We start from the raw sequence: 21,127 nt of genomic DNA on the forward strand, positions 1-21,127 counted from the left end.
TTGCTATCTTAAACTTAAGGTGTTGAATTTTTGTTTGTTTAAATAGCTCTTTTCATATAAGTGATTCAAACTATCCTTGTCTGTAATACTATTTGAGGTAAAAACATGCGTGTACCACGTTAATGACACTAGATATAATAGGTCAATCGCATTTTCAATCTCAACTTCTTTATAGCCATACGTTCCCAAGGTCGATTCATCTACTTCAAACCTTAGAAGAACATCATCATCTTCTATGTAAATTAAAATCGTATCTCTTATGAACTTTTGTTTTTCGACAAAATCATCAAAATAGATATAAGAATCAAGCCTAGCTTTGACTTCACCTAATTGGGCTCTTGTGCTAATGGCTAATACCTCAAGGGTTTCAAAGTCATCATTTGTATAATTTAGAATTGAGTACTCATCAACTGAAGAAAATTTTATTTTAAACTTACTAATGAACGAAAAGCATAACTCGTAAAAGAAATCTTTCAACGCATCATATTCGATGTTGTCATAATAAGATTGAAAAATATGTTTGAATTCAGTTTTCTCAATCATTAAACTTTTAGGGAATGTATAAAATGTTGTGAATAATTGTTTTTCATTTCTTATGTTAGTTGTTACTTTGATATCGCTAATATTGAATAGCATTTTTGACACACATTGAACTGCATTTGTTTGAAGTTCTAAGTCTTTAATGTTTTTAACATTGTAATCACTTGTGTAAAAGAAATATTTTCCTAACTTGTTTCTTGAAATCAACTGATTATCCAACATTGTTTTTAACTTTGAGTGTAGCGTTATTTTATTACACTGTAAAAGATTGACTAAAGTACTCTCATAAATCCCGTTGGATTCGCTAATAATCTGCAATAATTCTTCGTTATCAATCGCTCTTACATTCGTTCTGTATGTTCTATTTGTCATAAATGTCCTCCTTTCTAAAGTATCCATTTGTGTTTTTTTATTTTTGAATAAATTAGATGTGTTTTATTTTTTTAACTGGAGGTTTCCTATCGAAAAATGGGAAAAGGGGAGGCTTTTTAAAAAGTTGTCAAACAGTTATCCAAAAAGTTATCACCTGAGTTATACATTAAAAGTATCCCTTTTTAAAGATAGTATCCCTCCAATCTATAATTTTATTATAACAACAATGAACTTGTAATCCAAATTTGAAGGACACGATTGATTTGCTCGACAGACCTTAGAAATCGTGGGATAATTTAATTGTGAATACTTTTATACCAATGTTTTTAAATTTAATGATAAAAGTATGAAATAGATAATAGTTTATTAGATATTTTCTATTTTAGATAATTAAATAACAACGAAAGGGGTGGTTATATGTCAGAAGAAAAAATAATAGCATATGCTAGAACAAGTACAAATTCACAAGAGTTAGGTCTAGAAGTTCAAAAGGAAGCATTCTCTAGGTATGAGCCAACAGAAATATTTTGGGAGCAAGAAAGTGGTAGGAAGGAAAATAGACAGGAGTTGAATAAAGCGTTAAATAGTTTGAATAGTGGAGATACCCTATTAATCTATAATTTGTCAAGACTGGGAAGGTCATCAAAACAATTGGTAACAATAATGAGTGAGTTGAATCAAAAAGAGATTCACTTGAAATCCGTTCAAGAGAACATTGACACCAGTACAGCAAGTGGTCGTTTGTTTTATACAATGTTAGCTGCAATAAGTGAGTTCGAAGCAGAAAGCATATCTCAGAGAACAAAAGAAGCCCTTGCTAAAACAGATAAGAAGCTAGGTAGACCAAAAATTGATAAGAAAACAGAGCAAAGAATACTTAGGATGTATGCTAAAAAAGAACTAAGACTAAAGGACATAGCAATGAGATGTCAAGTATCAGAAAAAACGGTCTACAACATCGCGAAGAAGCACAATTTAACTAGAAAATGATGTTGAAAGAGGGTTTTGAATTTGTTACAATGTAGAATGTATAACAAACGAAAATGTAATAAATGTTCATTTTTTACCGATTGGAAATTTAAAAAAATAACAACCTATAGATGCCTTGTTTTCAATGAATCAGTTTATTGAAAGCAAGGTTTTTTTTGTGCAGAAAAATGCGAACATTAAATACGGATAGAAAGTTGAAAAGGAGTTGGAAATGTTGGCACTTAAGCCTGGTAAAATATATCAAGAAATGATTGAGGTTCCAGACCCAGAAGAAGGCGGTTGTGGTGGTTGTATTCTGTGGATTATAGGAATAGCCTTAGTAGTTTGGTTAGGGTCTAAAGCATTGAATGTTATGTCTGAACATACATTTGCTAGCTTTGTACTAATTGTGGTTCTAATTGTTGCATATTTTAAATTTAGAAAAAGATAATAAGACAATACAAGGAGGATTTCAAAATGAAATCAAAAACATTAAAGACAAAATTATTTACAGGTATGTTAGCAACTATGCTAATCGCACCAACCGTATTAGGAGCAACACCATTATTAGACGGAACTGCTTTTGCACCAGTTGTAGCATATGCTGACCAAATGGGAGCAAATTTTAATTGGACTATCAATAAAGATACTGGAAATCATGGTTCTGAATTATCAGCTAAAACACAAATTGTCCAAACAACTGATGGTAAGAGTATTACTCTTTACTTATATGAGCAATCCATTGGAACATTAACATTACGTTGGGGAGAAACAGGAAGTATTTCAACATTTAATGGTGGACAAGTTCCTACAACAGTTGGAAACCACAATATCCTTATCGGAGATTTAGGTGAAGTTGGTAGTACTGATACAATTTCAGTAAATATTGCAGTTGATGAATACGTTGCTCCAATTGAAAAACCATTAGCTCCAACAAATGTAGTCATTTCACAAGATGGTTCTTACATTTCGGCAGTTGTTCCACAAAATTCATATGCTATCGTTTTAGATGCAAGTGGTAATGAAATTGGATTTTCTGCAAATGCTAACTATATTGAATTAGACCGTAAATTAAAACCAAATGAAACAGTAAGTGTTATTTCACAAGATATGAGTACTTTACTTAAAAGTGACCCAACATATGTAACATACTTACAAGCAGCTCAAGAAATCACTATGGAAGTTTGGTATGTTGATATTGATACAACTAAACCGATTGCTCCAATGGGAACAGTAACGGGACAAGAAAACACACAAGTACAAGTAGATGCTATTTCAGTTGATGGATATGAATTAGTAACACAAACTCCACAATATGTTATTGCACAAGACGGAACACAAGTAGTTTTCCAATACAAGAAAAAAGATGTTAAGCCAGTTGAAACTTACGCTACATTAACAACTAAATTTGTAGATGAACAAGGTACTGAAATTTCTAAAGCTACTACACAAGATTTCTTAGTTGGTGGTACTTATACTGCAACTGCTAAAACAGTAGATGGTTATACATTAGTAGGACAATCTCAAAAAACTGGAACAATGACTAAAGATGGGGCTACTGAAACATTTACTTATAAGAAAAATGAAGTAAAACCACCAGTAGAACAAAAAGCAACATTAACAACTAAGTTTGTTGATGAAAAAGGTCAAGAAATAGCTAACTCAGTAATGGAAGAAGTCGTTGTCGGTAAAGGATACACAACACAAGCTAAAGAAATTGAGGGATACAAAGTAAAAGGAACTGGGACTATCCAAGGTGTTATGAGTTCGGAAGGTAAAACAGAAACATTTGTCTATGAGAGTTTAGATGATCCGTTCCCGGGGGAACGGATACTAACTGTACGATATTTGGATAAAGACACGATGAAAGAAATCAAGCAAAGTAAGGTAGAAACACATGAACAAGGTTCTAAAATCACTGTTCAAGCAGAGAAGATTGAAGGATATACAGCTCTAGTCAATGAACAAACAGTGACATTAACTGACGACCAAACAGTAACGTTCTTGTACTCTAAAGATAGCATTATTGACCCAATCGAAAAACCTGAGAATGCTAAAAACGTAAAATTTATTGAGGGAACAAAAGGTACAGAGATTACTGCTGATATTCCTAGTGGATTGACTATGAAAGTGGAATACAAGGGAGAAATCGTTGCTGAAAGCAACAAATCAGGTAACATTAAACTTTCTAAGGCTATAGCAACAGGTCAAAGCATTAGTTATTACACTGTTAATTCAGATAATGTGAAATCAGATGTAGCCACTTTAGTTAGAACAGATATAGATGAAGTTGATGCAGTAGATTTCTCAGAGCTAGAAAAATTAGTGGCTGAAGCTAAGAAGATTGATTTAGATGATTATACAGATGAAACAGCACAAGCATTAAGAGTAGAATTAATCAATGCAGAAAAAGTATTAGCTAATGGCTTAGCTACTCAAGACCAAGTTGATACAGCATATTTTAGCTTATTAGATGCATTAAACAATTTAGAGATAAAAGATGATGGGGCTGTTGAGGTAGATTTCAGTAAACTTGAACAACTAGTAGATGGAACTCATGGGATTGATTTAACTAAGTACACAGATGAATCAACAGATGCAGTATATTTCTATTTGATAGAAGCAGAAGCAGTATTAGCTAATGAGAATGCAACACAAACAGAAGTCGATACAGCATATGATAACTTAGCTAAAGCGTTGAGTGGTTTAGTTTTAAAAGATGAAACACCAGTCGAACCGACTAATCCAGTTGACCCGACAAAACCAACAGAGGAAGGTCAACAAGAGGTTGTTGATAAAGAGCAAGCAAAAGCAAAAGAATCAAATACTAAAAAATCTGAGAATAAATCAGACAAAGAGTTACCTAAAACAGGGGAAAACAAAGGCTTGTTTGGTATTTTAACAGGCTCAACATTATTAGCATCAGCCTTATTTGTTTCAAGATTTAGAAAAAGATAATAAGAACAAAACATAACAACTTTAGATGAATTTCTAGAGTTGTTTTTTTGTCTATTTTACTGATAACTTTATAAATCTATTTGGTAACAATACATAAATAATCTTCTGTATATGTACCAAACAGGTAGTGAATACTGCTAGTTGATTGTTGGTAGTTTGTTATAAATGAATTGAAAAAAAGAATTATAAATGAAGATAGTTTATTATTACCAATTGATAAAATAAACTGAGGCTGACCTAATATAAGACATTTTAGTTCAGCCTCAGCTGGCTCAAGCATTAATTATGCTCAACTTCTGATAGCATTTTAAGATTTTTAAACGTATCTATAGTGATATCGTCTAGATGCTCAATTATTGGTTCTGAGTATTGCGTATAGAATTTAATTTGGAGTATTGGAATCGAATCGTGTGTCCAGATTTCAAACGCATCATCAGCAATTGAGATTTCATAACTGTGAAAGAAGTCAGAATAGTCGTTAATCTTAGAGAGTTGTTCTTCGATTTGTTTAGCATCAGAAAGTAGACTTTTAAAAGTTGTACCAATAAAGTCAATATAAGACATATCTATTTTATCGTTCTCAATAAAATACTCGTCATAAAAATAATTGTCTCGTTGTTCAGATGAATCAATAATATAATTGTCAAGATATAATTTATAGTTGAAACAAAGTCTGTTATAAAAATGTCTATCTTCATCATTACTTTCTTCTAGCCAAGCTTCGAATGTTAAATTTGTTTCGTTTGTTTTTTGAATTTCTTCAATAGTTGTTTGTAGCTTATCCTTAAATAAGTTGTAATCAGTTTCTTGGAATAGCATGGTTAAATCTCCTTTTAAATTTTTTTATTAGTAACTTATTTGTATTATAGAACATAAAAGTGAATAAAACAACACTTAATTTTACATATTTTGGTAATGTGTTGACTAAAAAATTTTATTGGTATACGGTTTGTATACTAATAAATATGAAAATGTTGATATGACAGTCTTTTGATAAAATTAAATTTTTTACTAAGTTCATAAAAAAATTCTTAAAGGGGACTTAATGTAACCAATAATAATGTTTGAAGACCTTATTCCTAAAATTTTTATGCGGGTTACAATTACAATCTAACTAAATTAAGACAGCTATTAGAACAAGAGACAAGGCAGCTTGATTCACTGGTCTACAGAATAGCTCAATAGTTGAATTGGTAACAATATATTATAATCCTCTATATAGGTACCAATCGGGTAGTAATTATTAACAATTGATTCAAAGAGTCTTTAGATAGCTAAGAGCTAATATTTTTTTATCAGATAATTTTCTTAATGTTACCAAATGGAATGAGTAGGGTTAGAATGCCATGACCATTCTAGAAAATATCTAAGGTCATAAAAAAATGATTTTAATTATCTGCAATTTTTGAAAAAAATGAGTTAAAAATGGCTATCAAAATTCATTGGATTTTCAATGAATTATCTTGTTGACAAAATTAATTGATTATCACATTTTAAAGGAGTTTTTTGTTATTTTATTCAAAAAACACTCGACGTTTGCAAGTTAGAAATTTTTGTGGGTGATTGACCATTACATTTTAATCCTGAGTGGTTTTTAGAATAATTATCTAATGGATAATGGTCATTTAGGTTGAATTATCAACGTTTTGATAGAGAATAAGAATAAAGGGAATATTGTATATAAACGGTATACCAAACTTTTTAATGTGTCAATTAAATATACATAATAAGACATATTTAATAAAAAAGTATTGACGATTGTTTTGGTACATGTTATATTATTATTATCAACAAGGTCTTTTCGTACAAAAAATAACAAGGAAGGGATTAACATAAAGTTACACGTAAGTAAATTAGATTTTAAAAGAAAACCACAAGAAAAACAAATCTCAAGAATCTCTGCGACTATACTAAATGAAGTTACTACTATAGATATAGAAGAGTTAGCTCAAGAAATATCAGAAAAAGGAAAGACAGTCGTTTTAGCAGAATTCAAAGGTCAAAGATTGTCAGATGCTCAGTTCGTAGGTCAAGAGTTAGTCATGTTAGACTTTGATAATAACGATATTAGTAAGCAGTACACTATTGAAGACCTTGAACAAGACGAATTTATGAATGATTATGCTTGCTTTTTCTATAGAACCTTTAGTGATGCGAAATCTAAGTTGGACAAGTTTAGAGTAGTTTTCAAGCTTGATAACGTAGTACATGATTCAGCCCAAATATCCAAAATATATCAAGAGCTTTTTAAAAAATATCCTCAAGCAGATACAAGTGTAGGTCAACCTAGTAGATTGTTTTTTGGTGGAAATCAAAGTTATGAAGTCATTGACCTTGATAATGTATTAGTACCTAATGAATTATTTGAAAATTCAGACGATTTTAGCGATACGATAGAAGATAGCAATAATCGTCTAGCTAATTATCTACTATTACGAGATGGCAAGTATGATGTTGTTCAATCAAAATTATGTAATGGCTATGCAGAAACGTTTAGTGATGAATACTCAGCGTATCAATATTTTAAAACACTAGACATACGAGAGTTGTTAGAGTTACCTGTTGAGAATCCGTTCTTAGATATCTTACATGAAGAGAGTAATCCTAGTGCTAGTGTTTATTATGAAAAAAAGCAAGACATCTATTTCTACAAGTGTTTTAGCCAAAATTCTAATGACTTCACAGGTGATATTGTGAAATTATTAGTAAATTATTTAGGTCTAAGGTCGAACGCAGAAGCGATAAAGTTACTAGTAATGTTAACTGGTTCTGAGATAACTTACGACAGTGAAATAGGCATAGAAGAATGTGCTAGAAATGAGTTCATAGAAAGACTAGAAAACGGAATGATTCAACAACTTCACAAAGAAATGTATTACTATTTAAAATACTACAAGAATGAGATAGTAGTGCTTTTAGAACAATTTTATGATTTTTCGTTTGAAAAAGATAATCAAAGGAGATTCCTAAACTATCAAAAAATAAAACGACTGTCTACAAATATAAAAAAGGTGACGCACAAGCAAATTTCAGATTCTAAAATGTTCAATATTATCAACGTATTAACCGCTTTAGAGCTAATAAAAAAAGTGAATGATAACTTACCTTTAGAAATTAACAACGTCATTGAAGAGCAAAAGAATTCTGAACAAATCAGAACCAGTAATGTGTATGAGCCAGTCTGTTTAACTAGAGAGGCAATTGAACATAGTAGTCACATAGCTAAGAAACTTCGTGAAAATCAAGTGACTGTATCGAGTTTAAGCTATGAAACGATATATAGATTATTTGGTGAAACAAAAGCTAAACAAGATTTCCCACAAGCCTATGAACCTTTGGTAGAAAGTGGTTTAATACGAATGAGTTCATCAGATGCTAATTTAACAAGTAAGAGCATCGTATTTGAACAACAAGCAATTAAGCTAATATTCAAACACATTGATAAAAATGGATACGTATTTGAAAGTGACCTGTTCAATGAATTAGCTCTTAAAAATCATGTGTCTCACGAAGCTATAAAAAAGAGATTCGCGAAGGTCAGAAGTAGTATATTAAATGACTATGATTTAAAAAGAATGAGATTAACTGATAAACTTCATAAACAATATAAAATGAAAATAAGGTATACAGCTAAGAACATTATTTTCAGAAGTGAGGAACTGTCTAAGTAATTTTGATTAGGTAATATTAGATAATAAATCTTCTTTAATGGTACCAAAGGGACTGGATTAATCATCAGTAAAATAGACTAGAATTATTAGTTGCGTGATTGAACAAGTTTAAAAAGGAAATATTTCTTATATTTACCAAATGACTATGTTAAAGAGTGGTTACCTTTAAAATCCTCTTAGCTCCTAGGTTCTCTGTTTAGAATAGGAATTAATCCTGAGTTAGCAGGATTTGGGTCTAAGAGGATTTTAAGAGAGTGAAGGTATATTACTATAGAAGTAAACAGAACTCTTTAGAAGTTAAACAGCAAGTAAAATAAATTATGGAGAGGATGATAAGTGTCAAACATAACACTAAGAGAACTAGACGAAGTATCAAAAAAGTTAAAAGAATTAGGAATAGATGTAGATGACTTTAGATTAGAAGGAAAGATTGATTTGGTTCAACTAAACAAGGAATATGATTTGAATCAGAGGAAAAGTTGTAAGGTCATGACCTTTTTGGAATATGTGAAAATTAATTATGCAGATGGGATTGATTTGATTATGAAATTAGAAGGTGTGAGGACAAGTTGTTTTGACAGATTTCTGAATATTAATGAAGACCGATTTATTATTAGAAATTCTAAAGGTCATGTCGTCACGCAAGCTCAAAATTTTATCTATTTTATATTAAAAACAGTAGCAATAAAAAGGTAATAAAATAACTGCTAAAATTTCTGGTTTTACAAGTATTGCTAAATATAACCAGTAATTTTAGTGGTTTTGTTTGACTATACTGGTGGAAGTAAACAAAATATGTTACGCTGATTTTAGCATAGAGATAACCAGTTTATAATCTAAAAGAAGAGTTTTCATTTAAGTTGAAACGTCTATATATCAATGTTTAATAGTGTTTTTTTGGTTCGCTGTTGGCAAAAACGCTGGCTTAAATCAAAGAGGGTAATGACGCGAAGTAGAATTACCCATAAGGTTCTGCTAGCCGTACTGACCGTATTGCTAAATACAACCAATTATTACGTATTGAAGACCAATTAGGTGAAGTAGCTGAATATAAAGGTTTAGCTTCATTCTACAACTTAAAAAACAAATAATTAAAGTGTAAATAAAGCTTATTCTAATAGGAATTAAAACTGTTCGGACGTAACACTCTCTAGGTGACTAGAGGGTGTTTTTTTGTTTTTAATTATAAAAATCTATATCAAATAGCAGCAAAAAATCTTTTTAAACTTAATATGAATAAATTAATATTTGATGAAAAGGGTTTTATGAATGTTTACAAAAGTATAATTAACGGATATTAATAAAACGAAATAAGATGATTTGTTTACTATATCTGTTATAAGATGTTAAAATGATTAAAATAGATTATTTTCTATATTAAAATGATTATTTTAGAAGAAAAGGGGAGCTGTTTTATGAAAAAGAACAATTGGTTAACAGGTAGTGTGGTAACAATTACATTATTAAACGCTGTATTTCCTGCAATGAGTATTTCAGCTGAGATGAATTTGGATAGTGATGTGTGATAGTGATGTGTTAAATGAAACAAAGTCAGCAACTAAAAAAAATTCACTCAATTTAAAAAGTGAAACCTATTTAAACAAGCTAAAAATGTATAATGAAAAAAAAATAAAATACGAAGAAAAAATAGCTGATATAGAGAATAAGAAGAGTTCTCTTGATGAAAAGAAAGCAACATATGAAGAAATGATCTCAGAATATAATCAACAATTAGGAGATTATAAAAATGATTTAATTAAGTATAAAGAAAGTAGTGCTGATGAATATGATGAGATTTCTAAAGAATTACAACCTAAGATAGATGAATATGAAAAAGAAATTGAATTGTATAAAGATAAATTAACGAACTATGAAACGATGTTAAGTGATTATCAAGAGATGATTTCAACTTATAGTGAAGAATCGATTGAATATGAAGAAGCTTTGGCAGAGTATCATTTACTGTTGGATCATTATGAAATTGCTAAGACCAACTATCAGGCCATTTCAACCGAATACGACAAACTATTAGCTTCCTACAATGATGATTTAGAAACTTATAAGAATGATGCTGAAGAGTTAGAAAAAGAAATAGAGCGCTACGAAAATGAAATTGTAAAAAAATATGAAGAAGACCTACAAAAGTATGGAGAAGAATTAGCACGTTACGAAGAAAAGTTAGCAAGGTTCTCAGAAAGTTTGAAGAAATATGAAGATGATTTAACAAAACTTGAAAAGCCATTATTAACTTATCAAGAAAACCTAGCAGCGTATGAAGAATTGTTAAGTAATCAGAAAAAAGAGCTAGATGAGAATGAAATTAAGATAATTTCTTATCAAGATGACTTAAAATTATATGAGGAACAAGCGGCAGCTTATAACGAAGAGTTAAATATTTATAATGTAGAAAAGATAGCTTATGAAAAAGAACGATCGGCTATTGAAATATTTATTGAAGAAGCACTGGATAAAACAGAAAAATTTGATCAAGAAAAGTCTAACTATAATTCTCGTTTGGTTAATTATGAAAAGGATATAGTAGATTATCAGAAATTAGCAGAAAGCTATAATAAAGAAAAGTTACCTTACGAAGAACAATTGATACTTTATGAAAAGGATTTAGAGTTCTATAACGAACTAAAAGACCAAAGTGACCAAAGAATTTTAGAATTCAATCAAAGTAAGAATAGCTATGAGAAACAACTAGCTGAGTATGAAATATTATTAGATGAGTATAAAGACTCTGATCAATCAAAATATGAAGAAGTATTAGCTGAGTACATTCTGGTAAAAAATAATTATGACGAGTTAAATTTACTTTATGAAAGTGAAGTAGAAAAATTAAAAGAATTAGAACTCCAAGTAACAACGTTAGAAACTAAATACGATGATTTAGAGGAACTTTATTTACCACTCTTAGAAAAATATGAAGAAGCTAATGCTATATACGAAACAAAGAAAAGTGAATACGATGCTCTATTAGAGGAATTCAACTCGTTAAGTAGTGATTACGAAGAATTGAAAAAGGAAGTAGCTGAAGGGCAAAATCAAATTAGTATTTTAGAGACTAAATATAATGAAGTAGCTAAATTATTTGATGAAACAAAACAGCGTTCAGATAATTTATTAATTGAAAAAGAAAATGTAATGAATCTCTATAATGAGTTAAAAAAAGAAAATAATAAATTAAAAGTTAGACATGAACAATTAGCTAAAGAATATGATGGATTGCTAAATGATTACACAGAGTTAAAAGAAGTTATCGATAATCTTAAAAATGTATACGATGAAGTGGATCAAGAACAGAAAGCGATTTTAGCTGAATATGACGGATTAAACATTACATATAGTCAAACAAAAGAGCAATATAATCAAACAAAAGAAGAACAAAAGAAATTAATCCTCAAAATGGAAAACATGGGCAAAGAGGCTAGTGAGATAAAAGAAAAATCTAGTCTGTTAAAAAGTGAAAAGGAAAAAACAACACTAGAATATAACGATGTACACAATGAATACTTGAAAACAAAGGATGCTTTTACTGTAACAGAGGCAGCACTAAAAGAGAATAAACGTAAAAATGAAGAGATTCAATCTCAATATCTGAAAACATCAGAAGAATATAAGACAGTAAATGAAACTTATGAAACAACCAAAACAATGTATGATGACATAATTGAAAAATACCGTGAAGCTATTGAAAAATATGAGACTTTAACAGAGGAATATGAGATTGTAAAATTATCATATGATAATAGTCTACGAGAGTATAAACGCTTAGAGTTAGAGAGCGCAAATCTTAATGAAGAAATCAAAAAACTTTCAAAAGAATTAGTCATACTTAAAAAAGATTACTATGTCATGATGATTAATTATAATCTACTATTAAATGATTATAATAAACTGGAAAAATCCTTTGATAGTGAAATGGGACTATACGAAGAAGCTAAAGCTAATAAAACCAAAGTAGAAGAAGATATACTTCTAGTAAGTCAATCTTATGAAAAAACAAAAGCAATTATTGAAGAAAAGTTAAATACAATCAATGAATTAGAAACACTATCTAAGGTATTTCCAATTGAAGAGAGTAAAATTTCTGTTGAAACGACAGCCGAATTAGATGAGTTTTCTAGAAAATGGGAGAGTCAATTTACTTTAGCGAAAGATGCTAGAGACGCTATTATTAGTGCCATTGATGATTATCAAAAAGCGTTAGATGTATTTAATGCTTCAAATAGTCAAGATGAAGGCTCACCTACCGAAGCGATAAAAAGTCCTTTTTCAAAAGAACAATTTGAAGAGAGCTTTGAACAATATGATTTATGGTACCAAGCCTCCTTAGAATCATATATGATTAATAAAGGTCTAGCAGCTGCTTATGGTGATCTAGATAAATCATATAAGGAATTAAATAGTGTTGTAAATAATATTATTGATATAACTGAAGCAGATAGTTGGGTAACAACTATTGAATTAGAAACTCTTGCAGATAATCCAAGTAAAATATTTACGAAATATAAAAAACGTCCATTTTACCTTTATGAGCATGATGAAATAGCTGATATAGTTGGGAAATACCGTGATAATCGAGCCCAAATTGAAGAAACTCTTAATTATAGATTGCCTAAAGATTCAGAATCACTTAGCAATAATTTAGTAATTATTGAAGAAAAAGTTGATGAGACTAATGAGGTTATTCGAAATCTAAATAGTTTGATATTGGATTCTAATGATCAAATAGAAGAGATAAATTTAGATGATCAAACATCCAGAAACGCAATAGTAAAAGCATATTATGAATTTAAAAAATATTTGAATATAAGTATCAATATCAATTCAAAGGATAGTGATTCTTTTGTAGAAAACTTTATGGATACAGCGAATAAAAATCACGAAATTTATGTTAAGGTTGAAAGAGATGCCAATAACATGACAGATGAAAGGTTTATTTTCTTATATGAGGAAGATATGGTAGATGATGATCGCAGTGTAAGGGAAAAAGGGGACTTTACACACGAAGATAAACTTTATCAAGAAATCATGTTTGCAACAAAAGTATTTAGTGAAACGCATCCAGGTCAGTTTGGGGCTGCTTATACAGCAATAAAAGTGAAAAATAAAAACTATCAAGATATTGGAGAAGTTGCAACAGTCGATATAGATATCCAGGAAGCCAAAGGAAAGGACGTTATCATTCCTGAGTTACCTATTTGGCCAATTGATGTGGTAAAACCAGATCCAGTATCAACTTTTGATGTTAGCTTCGCTAAAGTAACTACTCCTGAAAAACCAGAGGAACCATTAATTGGAGATGCTTTAACTTCAATAGAAGAAGTATTTGCCCCTGATGATGTTGAGAAAATAGAGGAGTTTGTAGATAATATTGTAGAGCCAAGTGATATACTTGATGTTCTGTCACCAAAAGAATTTGAAGAAATTTATTGGACTTTTGAGGATAATTTAGTATTACCTGATGAGGTTGAAAAACCTAATACAGTCCCTTCAGGAAAAGATATAGAAGGACCTTCCAAAGTGACTGAAAAACCAAAAGATATTAATGAAGTTATTGATCAACCTAGTGATTTTTTTGAACCTAAAGAACCTAAATTACCAGACTTAGGAATTGATTGGCCAATTGATAACAATAGTGAAAAACCAAAAGAAATAGAGCCGATATTCCCAATTATTGTTCCAATTAAACCAGTAAAACCAGGTAATATCGATAATGTTGAAGAACCTGAAGAGCCAGTGAAACCAAGCGAAACAAGTGATTCAACAGATACGAGTGAAACAAGTGACTCAACGGACACAAGTGATTCGACGGACACAAGCGAAACAAGTGATTCGACAGATACGAGTGAGACAAGTGATTCGACAGATACGAGTGAGACAAGTGACTCAACGGACACAAGTGATTCGACGGACACAAGCGAAACAAGTGATTCGACGGGTACAAGCGAAACAAGTGATTCGACAGATACGAGTGAGACAAGTGATTCGACAGATACGAGTGAGACAAGTGACTCAACGGACACAAGTGAAACAAGTGATTCGACAGATACGAGTGAGACAAGTGATTCGACAGATACGAGTGAGACAAGTGACTCAACGGACACAAGTGAAACAAGTGATTCGACAGATACGAGTGAGACAAGTGACTCAACGGACACAAGTGAAACAAGTGATTCGACAGATACGAGTGAGACAAGTGATTCGACGGATACAAGCGAAACAACAGATTCAAGTGTGTCCACAGGAAGTAGTGGTTCAACCGATTCTGGTGAAACAGGAGAACCAGATGACACATCAGATTCAAAGAATCGCTCAGGTAGTAATAATAATGGATCTAACAATACTAATATATCCATTAATACCAATATAAATAAAGTAGAAAAACCAATCGTTCATGGCATGTTGCCTAAAACAGGGGAAGCTTCAAGAATTGTTACGACATTATCAGGTATTTTAACAATGGTTGGTGGGCTTTGGATATTTGGTAGGAATAAGCGTTAGGTAGTATTTTATCATTGAAAGTTGATAAAAATAGAGTGGACAAAAGAGTATCTAGGAATAATTATTTTCTAGATACTTTTTTTTGTTTAGATCTGATTACGATGAAACAATACTTTAATTGTTTATTAGTTTTAAATTAAGTATAATTAATATAGGATATATGAAAGGGGTGTTTAAGATGGAAAGTGATATTAAGTTAACTGGATGGAGTTATGATAACAAAGATAATTGGATAAAACCTTTACCTAAAGCGCAATCCCCAATCAATATCGTTACAAGGGAAGCAGAACCTATGATAGGCGAGGGAAGAATAATACTTAATTACGGACACCAAGTTCAATCTTTATCAAATTCAGAAATGTATATCGAAGGGACATTAAAAGGTCTTGCCTCAATTAATGGAAGGCCATTCTTTCTTAATCAATTTCATTTTCATGCTTCAGGAGAACACACAATTGATGGTGAGTATTTCCCGTTAGAACTCCACATTGTCCACGAATCACAAGTTGGTATGTTAGCTGTAATTGCAGTACTATTTGAGTTCGGAGAAGAAAACCAAACATTTAATGAGTTACTAGAATTTATGAATAAAACAGATGAGGATAATCATATTAATCTAATGAATTTAATGCCTTCTAGTTTTGATTATTATCATTATTTAGGTTCATTAACAACGCCACCATTAACTGAAAATGTTGAGTGGTATATTCTGATGGATCGAATGACTTTATCTGAGGAACAATGGAAAAAAATAACTAGTTACCATAATCATAATTTCAGAGAAGCTCAGGATTTAAATAATCGTAAGGTATTGAAAAAGATATTTTGAAATTTTATTATTTGTTTTCAATTAGCACCTTATTTAGCAAATTGATTGTTTTTAGTTTATTAAAGATGCCATAGAGACATCTTTTATGATAGTATAGCTTTATTGTAAAAATCGGAGGGTATAACTGTGCAAACTAAAATTATGGCAATTAACTCTGGAAGTTCATCATTAAAATTTCAATTATTTGTGATGCCAGAAGAAGATTTAATCGTTAAAGGTTTATTTGAAAGAATTGGATCAGCTGAAGGGATTTCATTTTCTTATACATTAGCTGGTGAAAAAAAAGCTTTTACAATTGAGGGAACAACTCATGAAGAAGCAGTAGCATTTCTAATTGATTTTCTATTGAAAGAAAAAGTAATTGAGTCTTTAGAAGAAATTACAGGTGTTGGTCACCGAGTAGCTCATGGTGGGGAATATTTCAGTTCATCTAGTTTAGTTGAAGAAAAAGAAGAGGAAATGATTCGCGAACTATCTAAATTGGCGCCACTTCATAATCCTGTCAACTTAGCAGGAATTGAAGCCTTTAAACAGGCTTTACCAGAGGCTTCACAAGTAGCAGTGTTTGATACATCATTCCATCAAACTTTACCAAAATCTCAATACTTGTACCCAATTCCAATGTCATATTATCGTGAAGACAAAATTAGAAAATATGGTTTCCATGGAACAAGCCACCAGTTTGTTGCTCAAGAAGCAGCTAATATAATGGAAAAACCACTTGAAGATCTAAAACTAATTACTTGTCATTTAGGTAATGGAGCGAGTATTTGTGGTATTAAGAATGGTCAATCTCAAATCACTTCAATGGGATTCACACCAATTGCAGGACTTATGATGGGAACTCGTAGTGGTGACTTAGATCCTTCTGTTGTGACATTTATTCAAGAAGAAAAAGGATTATCAGCTTCTGAGATGAATCAAGTATTAAATAATGAGTCAGGATTATTAGGTGTTTCTGAGCTTAGTAATGACTTTAGAGATGTGATTGCTTCAGCAGAAGACAATGTTGAACAATCAGTTGTAGCTTTAGACATTTTTACTAGTAAAGTAAAACAAACAATTGGTGCCTATGCAGCTGAACTAGGTGGTGTTGATGGTATCATCTTTACAGCTGGAATTGGAGAAAATTCAGCTTGGGTACGTGAAAAATGTTGTGAAGGACTAGAATTTTTAGGTGCTAAAATCGACAAAGAATTAAACAAAACAAGCGAAGAAATTATTAGTACAACAGACAGTTCAACAACTGTATTAGTTGTCCCAACGAATGAAGAATTAATGATTGCTAAAGAAACAATGGCGATTATTTCAAGTAAATAAATGAGTAAAGCATTCCTTTAATGGAATGCTTTTTTAGTTAAAAATAATAAAATGACTTATGTCATTTTATCTGACCTGTTTCACAAAGAATAACTTCTAGAGTCTGTTTAACCAAAAATGAAAATGCTATCATAAGGTCAACTTTAAAAAAAGGGGAGTAGAAAATGTCAAAAAGAAAAAAGTTTGGTGAGTCGATTCAACGCTTTGGTAGAACACTTCTTTTACCAATCGGAGTTTTAGCGCCAGTTGGGATGATTTTGGGGATTAGTGGGGCTTTTGTTCAACCGTATATGATTGAACGTTTTGCCTTTTTAGGAAATGAAACAGTGAATTCGCTGTTAGTAAGTATTAGAACTATTGCAAGTGTCATATTTGATAATATCCCGCTATTATTTGCTTTAGGTGTTGCTTATGGTATGAGCAAAAAAGATAAAGGAATTGCCGTTTTTGCAGCAGTAACAGGTTACTTAACATTAATTGTAACTGCCAATGTGTGGTTAACTTTAACAGGTCGTTTGGCAGAGCCAGATGTCATGACACAACTTGGTCAGATTAATGTTTTAGGTATTCAAACGATGAACTTTAGTGCCGCAGGAGGAATTATTACAGGATTAGTGGCAGCCTGGGCGACAGATAAATTCTATAACTTAGAATTACCAACAGCCTTTGCCTTTTTCTCAGGTAAAAAATCAGTACCAATTATCACAATTGGTGTCATGGTAGCGATTGGTGCAACATTACCATTTATTTGGGAATTATTTGTCATGGCATTAACTAAATTGTCAGTCGTAATTTTAAGTCCAGTAGGTCCATTCTTTACTGCTGGTGGTGAGCGTTTATTTATCCCATTTGGACTTCACCATGTATGGAATGCATTATTTAGATTTACAGAAGCTGGTGGGTCTTATGTTATTGATGGTGAAACTTTTGTTGGGGTTGTTCCTGCAATGAACGAGGTGTTGTTCAATCAAGGTCCAACAAGTGAATATTGGTCAATGATGCCAAGTTTAACTCGATTTATGGCTCAGCAACAAATGTTAGTTACTTTATTCTTATTCCCGTCAATTGCTTTAGCTATGTATAAAACAGCTCGAGTTGAAAACCGTCCAGAAGTTAAATCAATGTTAATTACACTTTGTTTAACTGCGATGTTAGGAAATGTAACGGAGCCTTTAGAATTTACCTTTGTGTTTATCGCACCGTTCCTTTATTTAATTTATGCAGCCATTGTAGGTGTTGGAGCTGTGCTACTGTCCTTAGCGGGAGTGGCGATAGGATATATTAGAGGAACTGTCTTTGACTTTGCAATATTTGGTTTATTATATGAAAAAACCAATTGGATATTCTTGGTTATTATTGGAGTAGGATTGGGAATATTAACTTTCTTTATTTTCAAATGGGCTATTCTAAAATATGATATTAAAACACCAGGTCGTGAAGAAGCACAAAACTTAAATAATACATTAATCAAAGAAAAACGTTATGGCGAGATTGCTGAAATTGTTGTAGCAGCCTTAGGTGGTAAAGAAAATATTGATAGTGTCGAAAACTGTATCACACGTCTTAGAATTGATGTAAAAGATATTAATGCCATCGATAAAGGCATGTTAGAAAAATCAGGTTGTACAGGGTTCTTTTTCCCAGCTCCTAAACATATTCATATTGTATATGGTCCCCAAGTGGAGTTTGTAAGAAATGCTGTAGACGACGCATTATAGTAATTAGCTGAATAAATTAAGGAGAGAGTAAGATGAGAGCATTATACGATTCAAAAAGCAAAACAATGAATGATCGAGGCATTAAAGAGTTATTATCAAATGAGGCAAAGTATAAAACGTGGTTACTATTTGAAGCAGCTCTTGCAAAAGCTCAAGCAGAAGCAGGTTTTATTCCTGAACAAGCAGCGAAGGATATTAAAGAGGCCGCTAAAATAGAAAATATTGATTTTGAAGAAATGGATAGAATTTATCGCAAAATTGGTCATGGATTTGTGCCATTTTTAAAAGTTTTAGTGAGTGCTTGTCCAGAAGATAGTGGTAAATATATTCATTACGGTATTACAACTCAAAATATTCAACAAAGTTCTCAGCTTTATATGATGAAGACTGTTCACGATAAGTTTATGATTCTTTTAGGAGAGATATTAGCTAATTTAAGTGAGTTAGCTGAAAAGTCTAAAGACATGGTTATGACAGGTAGAACTCATGGAAGACACGCAACGCCTATTACGTATGGTTACAAAGTGTCTGTTTGGATTAGTGATTTTATTGATGCTTATGAACGTATGAAGGAATCTGAAAAAAGAGTCTTTAAAATTATGATGGGTGGGGCTGTAGGTACATTTAGCTCAATGCCTGAAGTTGGAATAGATGTCCAAAAACGAGTAGCTGAGTTAACAGGAATGTATTACATGGAAGTGCCATCAAGAAATATTAGTACCCATAAGTTAGAATACATGATGAATTTATCATTACTGGCTAACATTTGTCATAAAATTGGTGAAGAAGTTTATAGTACAACTCTTGAAGAAATAGCTGAAGTATCAGAAGGATTTACTAAAGGAACAGTTGGTAGTAGTACGATGCCTCATAAAATTAATCCAAAATTAGCTAAAGGTATTATTGCTAACTCTCAAAAACTTTATTCGCTACCATCAGTAGGTTCTTATTCTGCAGTGAGACCTTATGAAGGTGATAGTAGTTCATATATGCTATTTGATGGATTGGTAGAAGAATCATTAGAATTAATGACAGAAATCTTATTACGTACAGAAGAATTAACTCGAACAATGACACCAAACGAAGATCGTTTATTGTACAATGTGATGAGAAATAAAGGATTAGACAATACAGAGTATGTCATGATGAAGATGGCTGAAAAGCTTGGTAAAGACGAATCTCATTCTCTTTTATATGATATCGCGATTAAAACAGCAGCTGATGGCGAAGATTTTTATAATAACTTGATTAACAATGAAGTGATTATGACTAGTTTTAATACGGATGAGATTAAAGAGATGTTAGATCCAAGAAATTACACAGGATTGTCTAGAGAGTTAGCTGAAAAAGAAGCTAGCCGAGGAAGAGAAACATCAAATCAAATTTTTAAGGAGTATCATTAAATAATCCTTGTATTTAAGTAAAAGGAAGAGTTTTCAGACTAAATATGCTATGCTAGTACTGGAAAGGGTTGGTATAGTATGTTTAGTTTTTTAGAGGTTTACGAAGAGTTAACAACTAGTGAGAAAAAAGCGTTAAAATATATAATTGATAATCCTGAGGAAATACCTCATCTTCATATTGAAGAATTAGCCAAAAAAGTATTTACTTCTAAAACCGTGATAATCAACCTATCAAAGAAGCTAGGATTTAGTGGCTTTAAAGAATTAAAATATCACATTAGCAATCAATTATTATTAAAAGTTCGACAAGAAACTGAGACTAATGAATCTGTCAAGCAAACATTAGAACAGAGTATTGCTAAAAGTATGGATTTAATTGTTGAAAAGGATATTGAAGAATCAGCCAATACCTTAAAAAAAGCTAAGAATATTTTTATTATGGCTCGAGGCACTAGTAAACCAGTTGGCTATTATTTAGAACATTTACTTTTCTCTTTAGGAATGCATTGTTTTTTTATCAATGATTACAATTTATCTGAAACATTTACTCGCTTAGTTGGTGAAGAAGATGTGGTTATTTTAATATCTCTTTCTGGAAATACCAAAAAGATTATTGAAACAGCCAAACAAGTACATTTTAATGATGCAAAGATTATTAGTATGACAGGTTTTCAAACAAATCCTTTGAGTAATTACGCAGATTTTAGTTTGTTTTGTTATACAGATACTATGGATACAAGAAAAGATGATTCAGTTTCAAGAATTGGCTTTTTCATCTTAGTCGATTTATTAATCAACACACTTAAAAAGAATAACAACTAAAAAATTAAAAGGAAT

At 31.3% G+C, this 21,127-nt stretch carries 13 protein-coding genes and 1 pseudogene; 12 read left to right on the forward strand and 2 right to left on the reverse strand.

Translation table 11 applies throughout. The annotated features are described in order from the left end of the window. Nucleotides 1–3: 3 nt before the first annotated feature. Nucleotides 4–912, reverse strand: a complete 909-nt coding sequence (locus tag ACODH8_RS01405) for a hypothetical protein (RefSeq protein WP_420517465.1) — start codon at nt 910–912, stop codon at nt 4–6. 417 nt (nt 913–1,329) lie between these two features. On the opposite strand from ACODH8_RS01405, the gene ACODH8_RS01410 reads away from it, so the two are divergent. From ACODH8_RS01410 to ACODH8_RS01420, 3 genes are all read left to right on the forward strand, one after another. Then, entirely contained in the window at nt 1,330–1,902 is a 573-nt protein-coding gene (locus ACODH8_RS01410) for a recombinase family protein (RefSeq protein WP_406718803.1), read from the forward strand. Nucleotides 1,903–2,113: 211 nt separating this feature from the next. Then, nucleotides 2,114–2,332 carry a preprotein translocase, SecE subunit domain protein gene (locus ACODH8_RS01415; protein WP_406718804.1) on the forward strand — a complete coding sequence of 73 codons (219 nt, stop codon included), beginning with the start codon at nt 2,114–2,116 and terminating at the stop codon, nt 2,330–2,332. Between the two features lie 26 nt (nt 2,333–2,358). Further along, a complete protein-coding gene (locus tag ACODH8_RS01420) occupies nt 2,359–4,839 on the forward strand; it encodes a MucBP domain-containing protein (protein WP_406718806.1) in 2,481 nt (826 codons plus the stop codon). A 279-nt stretch (nt 4,840–5,118) separates the two neighbouring features. Here ACODH8_RS01420 and ACODH8_RS01425 read toward each other — a convergent pair whose 3' ends face one another. Next, complete coding sequence (locus ACODH8_RS01425) at nt 5,119–5,658, reverse strand: hypothetical protein (protein WP_406718807.1); 540 nt, start codon at nt 5,656–5,658, stop codon at nt 5,119–5,121. Between the two features lie 944 nt (nt 5,659–6,602). Between ACODH8_RS01425 and ACODH8_RS01430 the strand changes: the two genes are divergently transcribed. The 9 genes and pseudogenes from ACODH8_RS01430 (at nt 6,603) to ACODH8_RS01470 (ending at nt 21,112) form a co-directional block, all read left to right on the forward strand. Then, nucleotides 6,603–8,510, forward strand: a complete 1,908-nt coding sequence (locus ACODH8_RS01430) for a hypothetical protein (RefSeq protein ID WP_406718809.1) — start codon at nt 6,603–6,605, stop codon at nt 8,508–8,510. 336 nt (nt 8,511–8,846) lie between these two features. Then, nucleotides 8,847–9,206: a hypothetical protein gene (locus ACODH8_RS01435; protein ID WP_406718810.1), complete on the forward strand. Its 360-nt coding sequence runs from the start codon at nt 8,847–8,849 to the stop codon at nt 9,204–9,206. Between the two features lie 272 nt (nt 9,207–9,478). Continuing rightward, nucleotides 9,479–9,601 (forward strand): annotated as a pseudogene (locus ACODH8_RS01440) (hypothetical protein); the annotation flags it as partial. Between the two features lie 520 nt (nt 9,602–10,121). Beyond that, complete coding sequence (locus tag ACODH8_RS01445; RefSeq protein ID WP_420517466.1) at nt 10,122–15,020, forward strand: LPXTG cell wall anchor domain-containing protein; 4,899 nt, start codon at nt 10,122–10,124, stop codon at nt 15,018–15,020. Nucleotides 15,021–15,198: 178 nt separating this feature from the next. Beyond that, the gene (locus ACODH8_RS01450) at nt 15,199–15,849 is read left to right on the forward strand and encodes a carbonic anhydrase family protein (protein ID WP_332465597.1); all 651 of its coding nucleotides are present in this window, start codon (nt 15,199–15,201) and stop codon (nt 15,847–15,849) included. Nucleotides 15,850–15,975: 126 nt separating this feature from the next. Further along, on the forward strand, nt 15,976–17,169 hold the full coding sequence (locus tag ACODH8_RS01455) for an acetate kinase (RefSeq protein ID WP_332465596.1): 1,194 nt from the start codon (nt 15,976–15,978) through the stop codon (nt 17,167–17,169). Nucleotides 17,170–17,333: 164 nt separating this feature from the next. Continuing rightward, the gene (locus ACODH8_RS01460) at nt 17,334–18,887 is read left to right on the forward strand and encodes a PTS transporter subunit EIIC (RefSeq protein ID WP_332465595.1); all 1,554 of its coding nucleotides are present in this window, start codon (nt 17,334–17,336) and stop codon (nt 18,885–18,887) included. Nucleotides 18,888–18,919: 32 nt separating this feature from the next. After that, on the forward strand, nt 18,920–20,290 hold the full coding sequence (locus ACODH8_RS01465) for an adenylosuccinate lyase family protein (RefSeq protein WP_332465594.1): 1,371 nt from the start codon (nt 18,920–18,922) through the stop codon (nt 20,288–20,290). A 78-nt stretch (nt 20,291–20,368) separates the two neighbouring features. Then, nucleotides 20,369–21,112, forward strand: a complete 744-nt coding sequence (locus ACODH8_RS01470) for a MurR/RpiR family transcriptional regulator (protein WP_332465593.1) — start codon at nt 20,369–20,371, stop codon at nt 21,110–21,112. Nucleotides 21,113–21,127 lie beyond the last annotated feature (15 nt).

Origin of the sequence: Vagococcus fluvialis (assembly GCF_048815235.1) — a bacterium.
In the GTDB taxonomy this organism is placed as follows: Bacteria; Bacillota; Bacilli; order Lactobacillales; family Vagococcaceae; genus Vagococcus.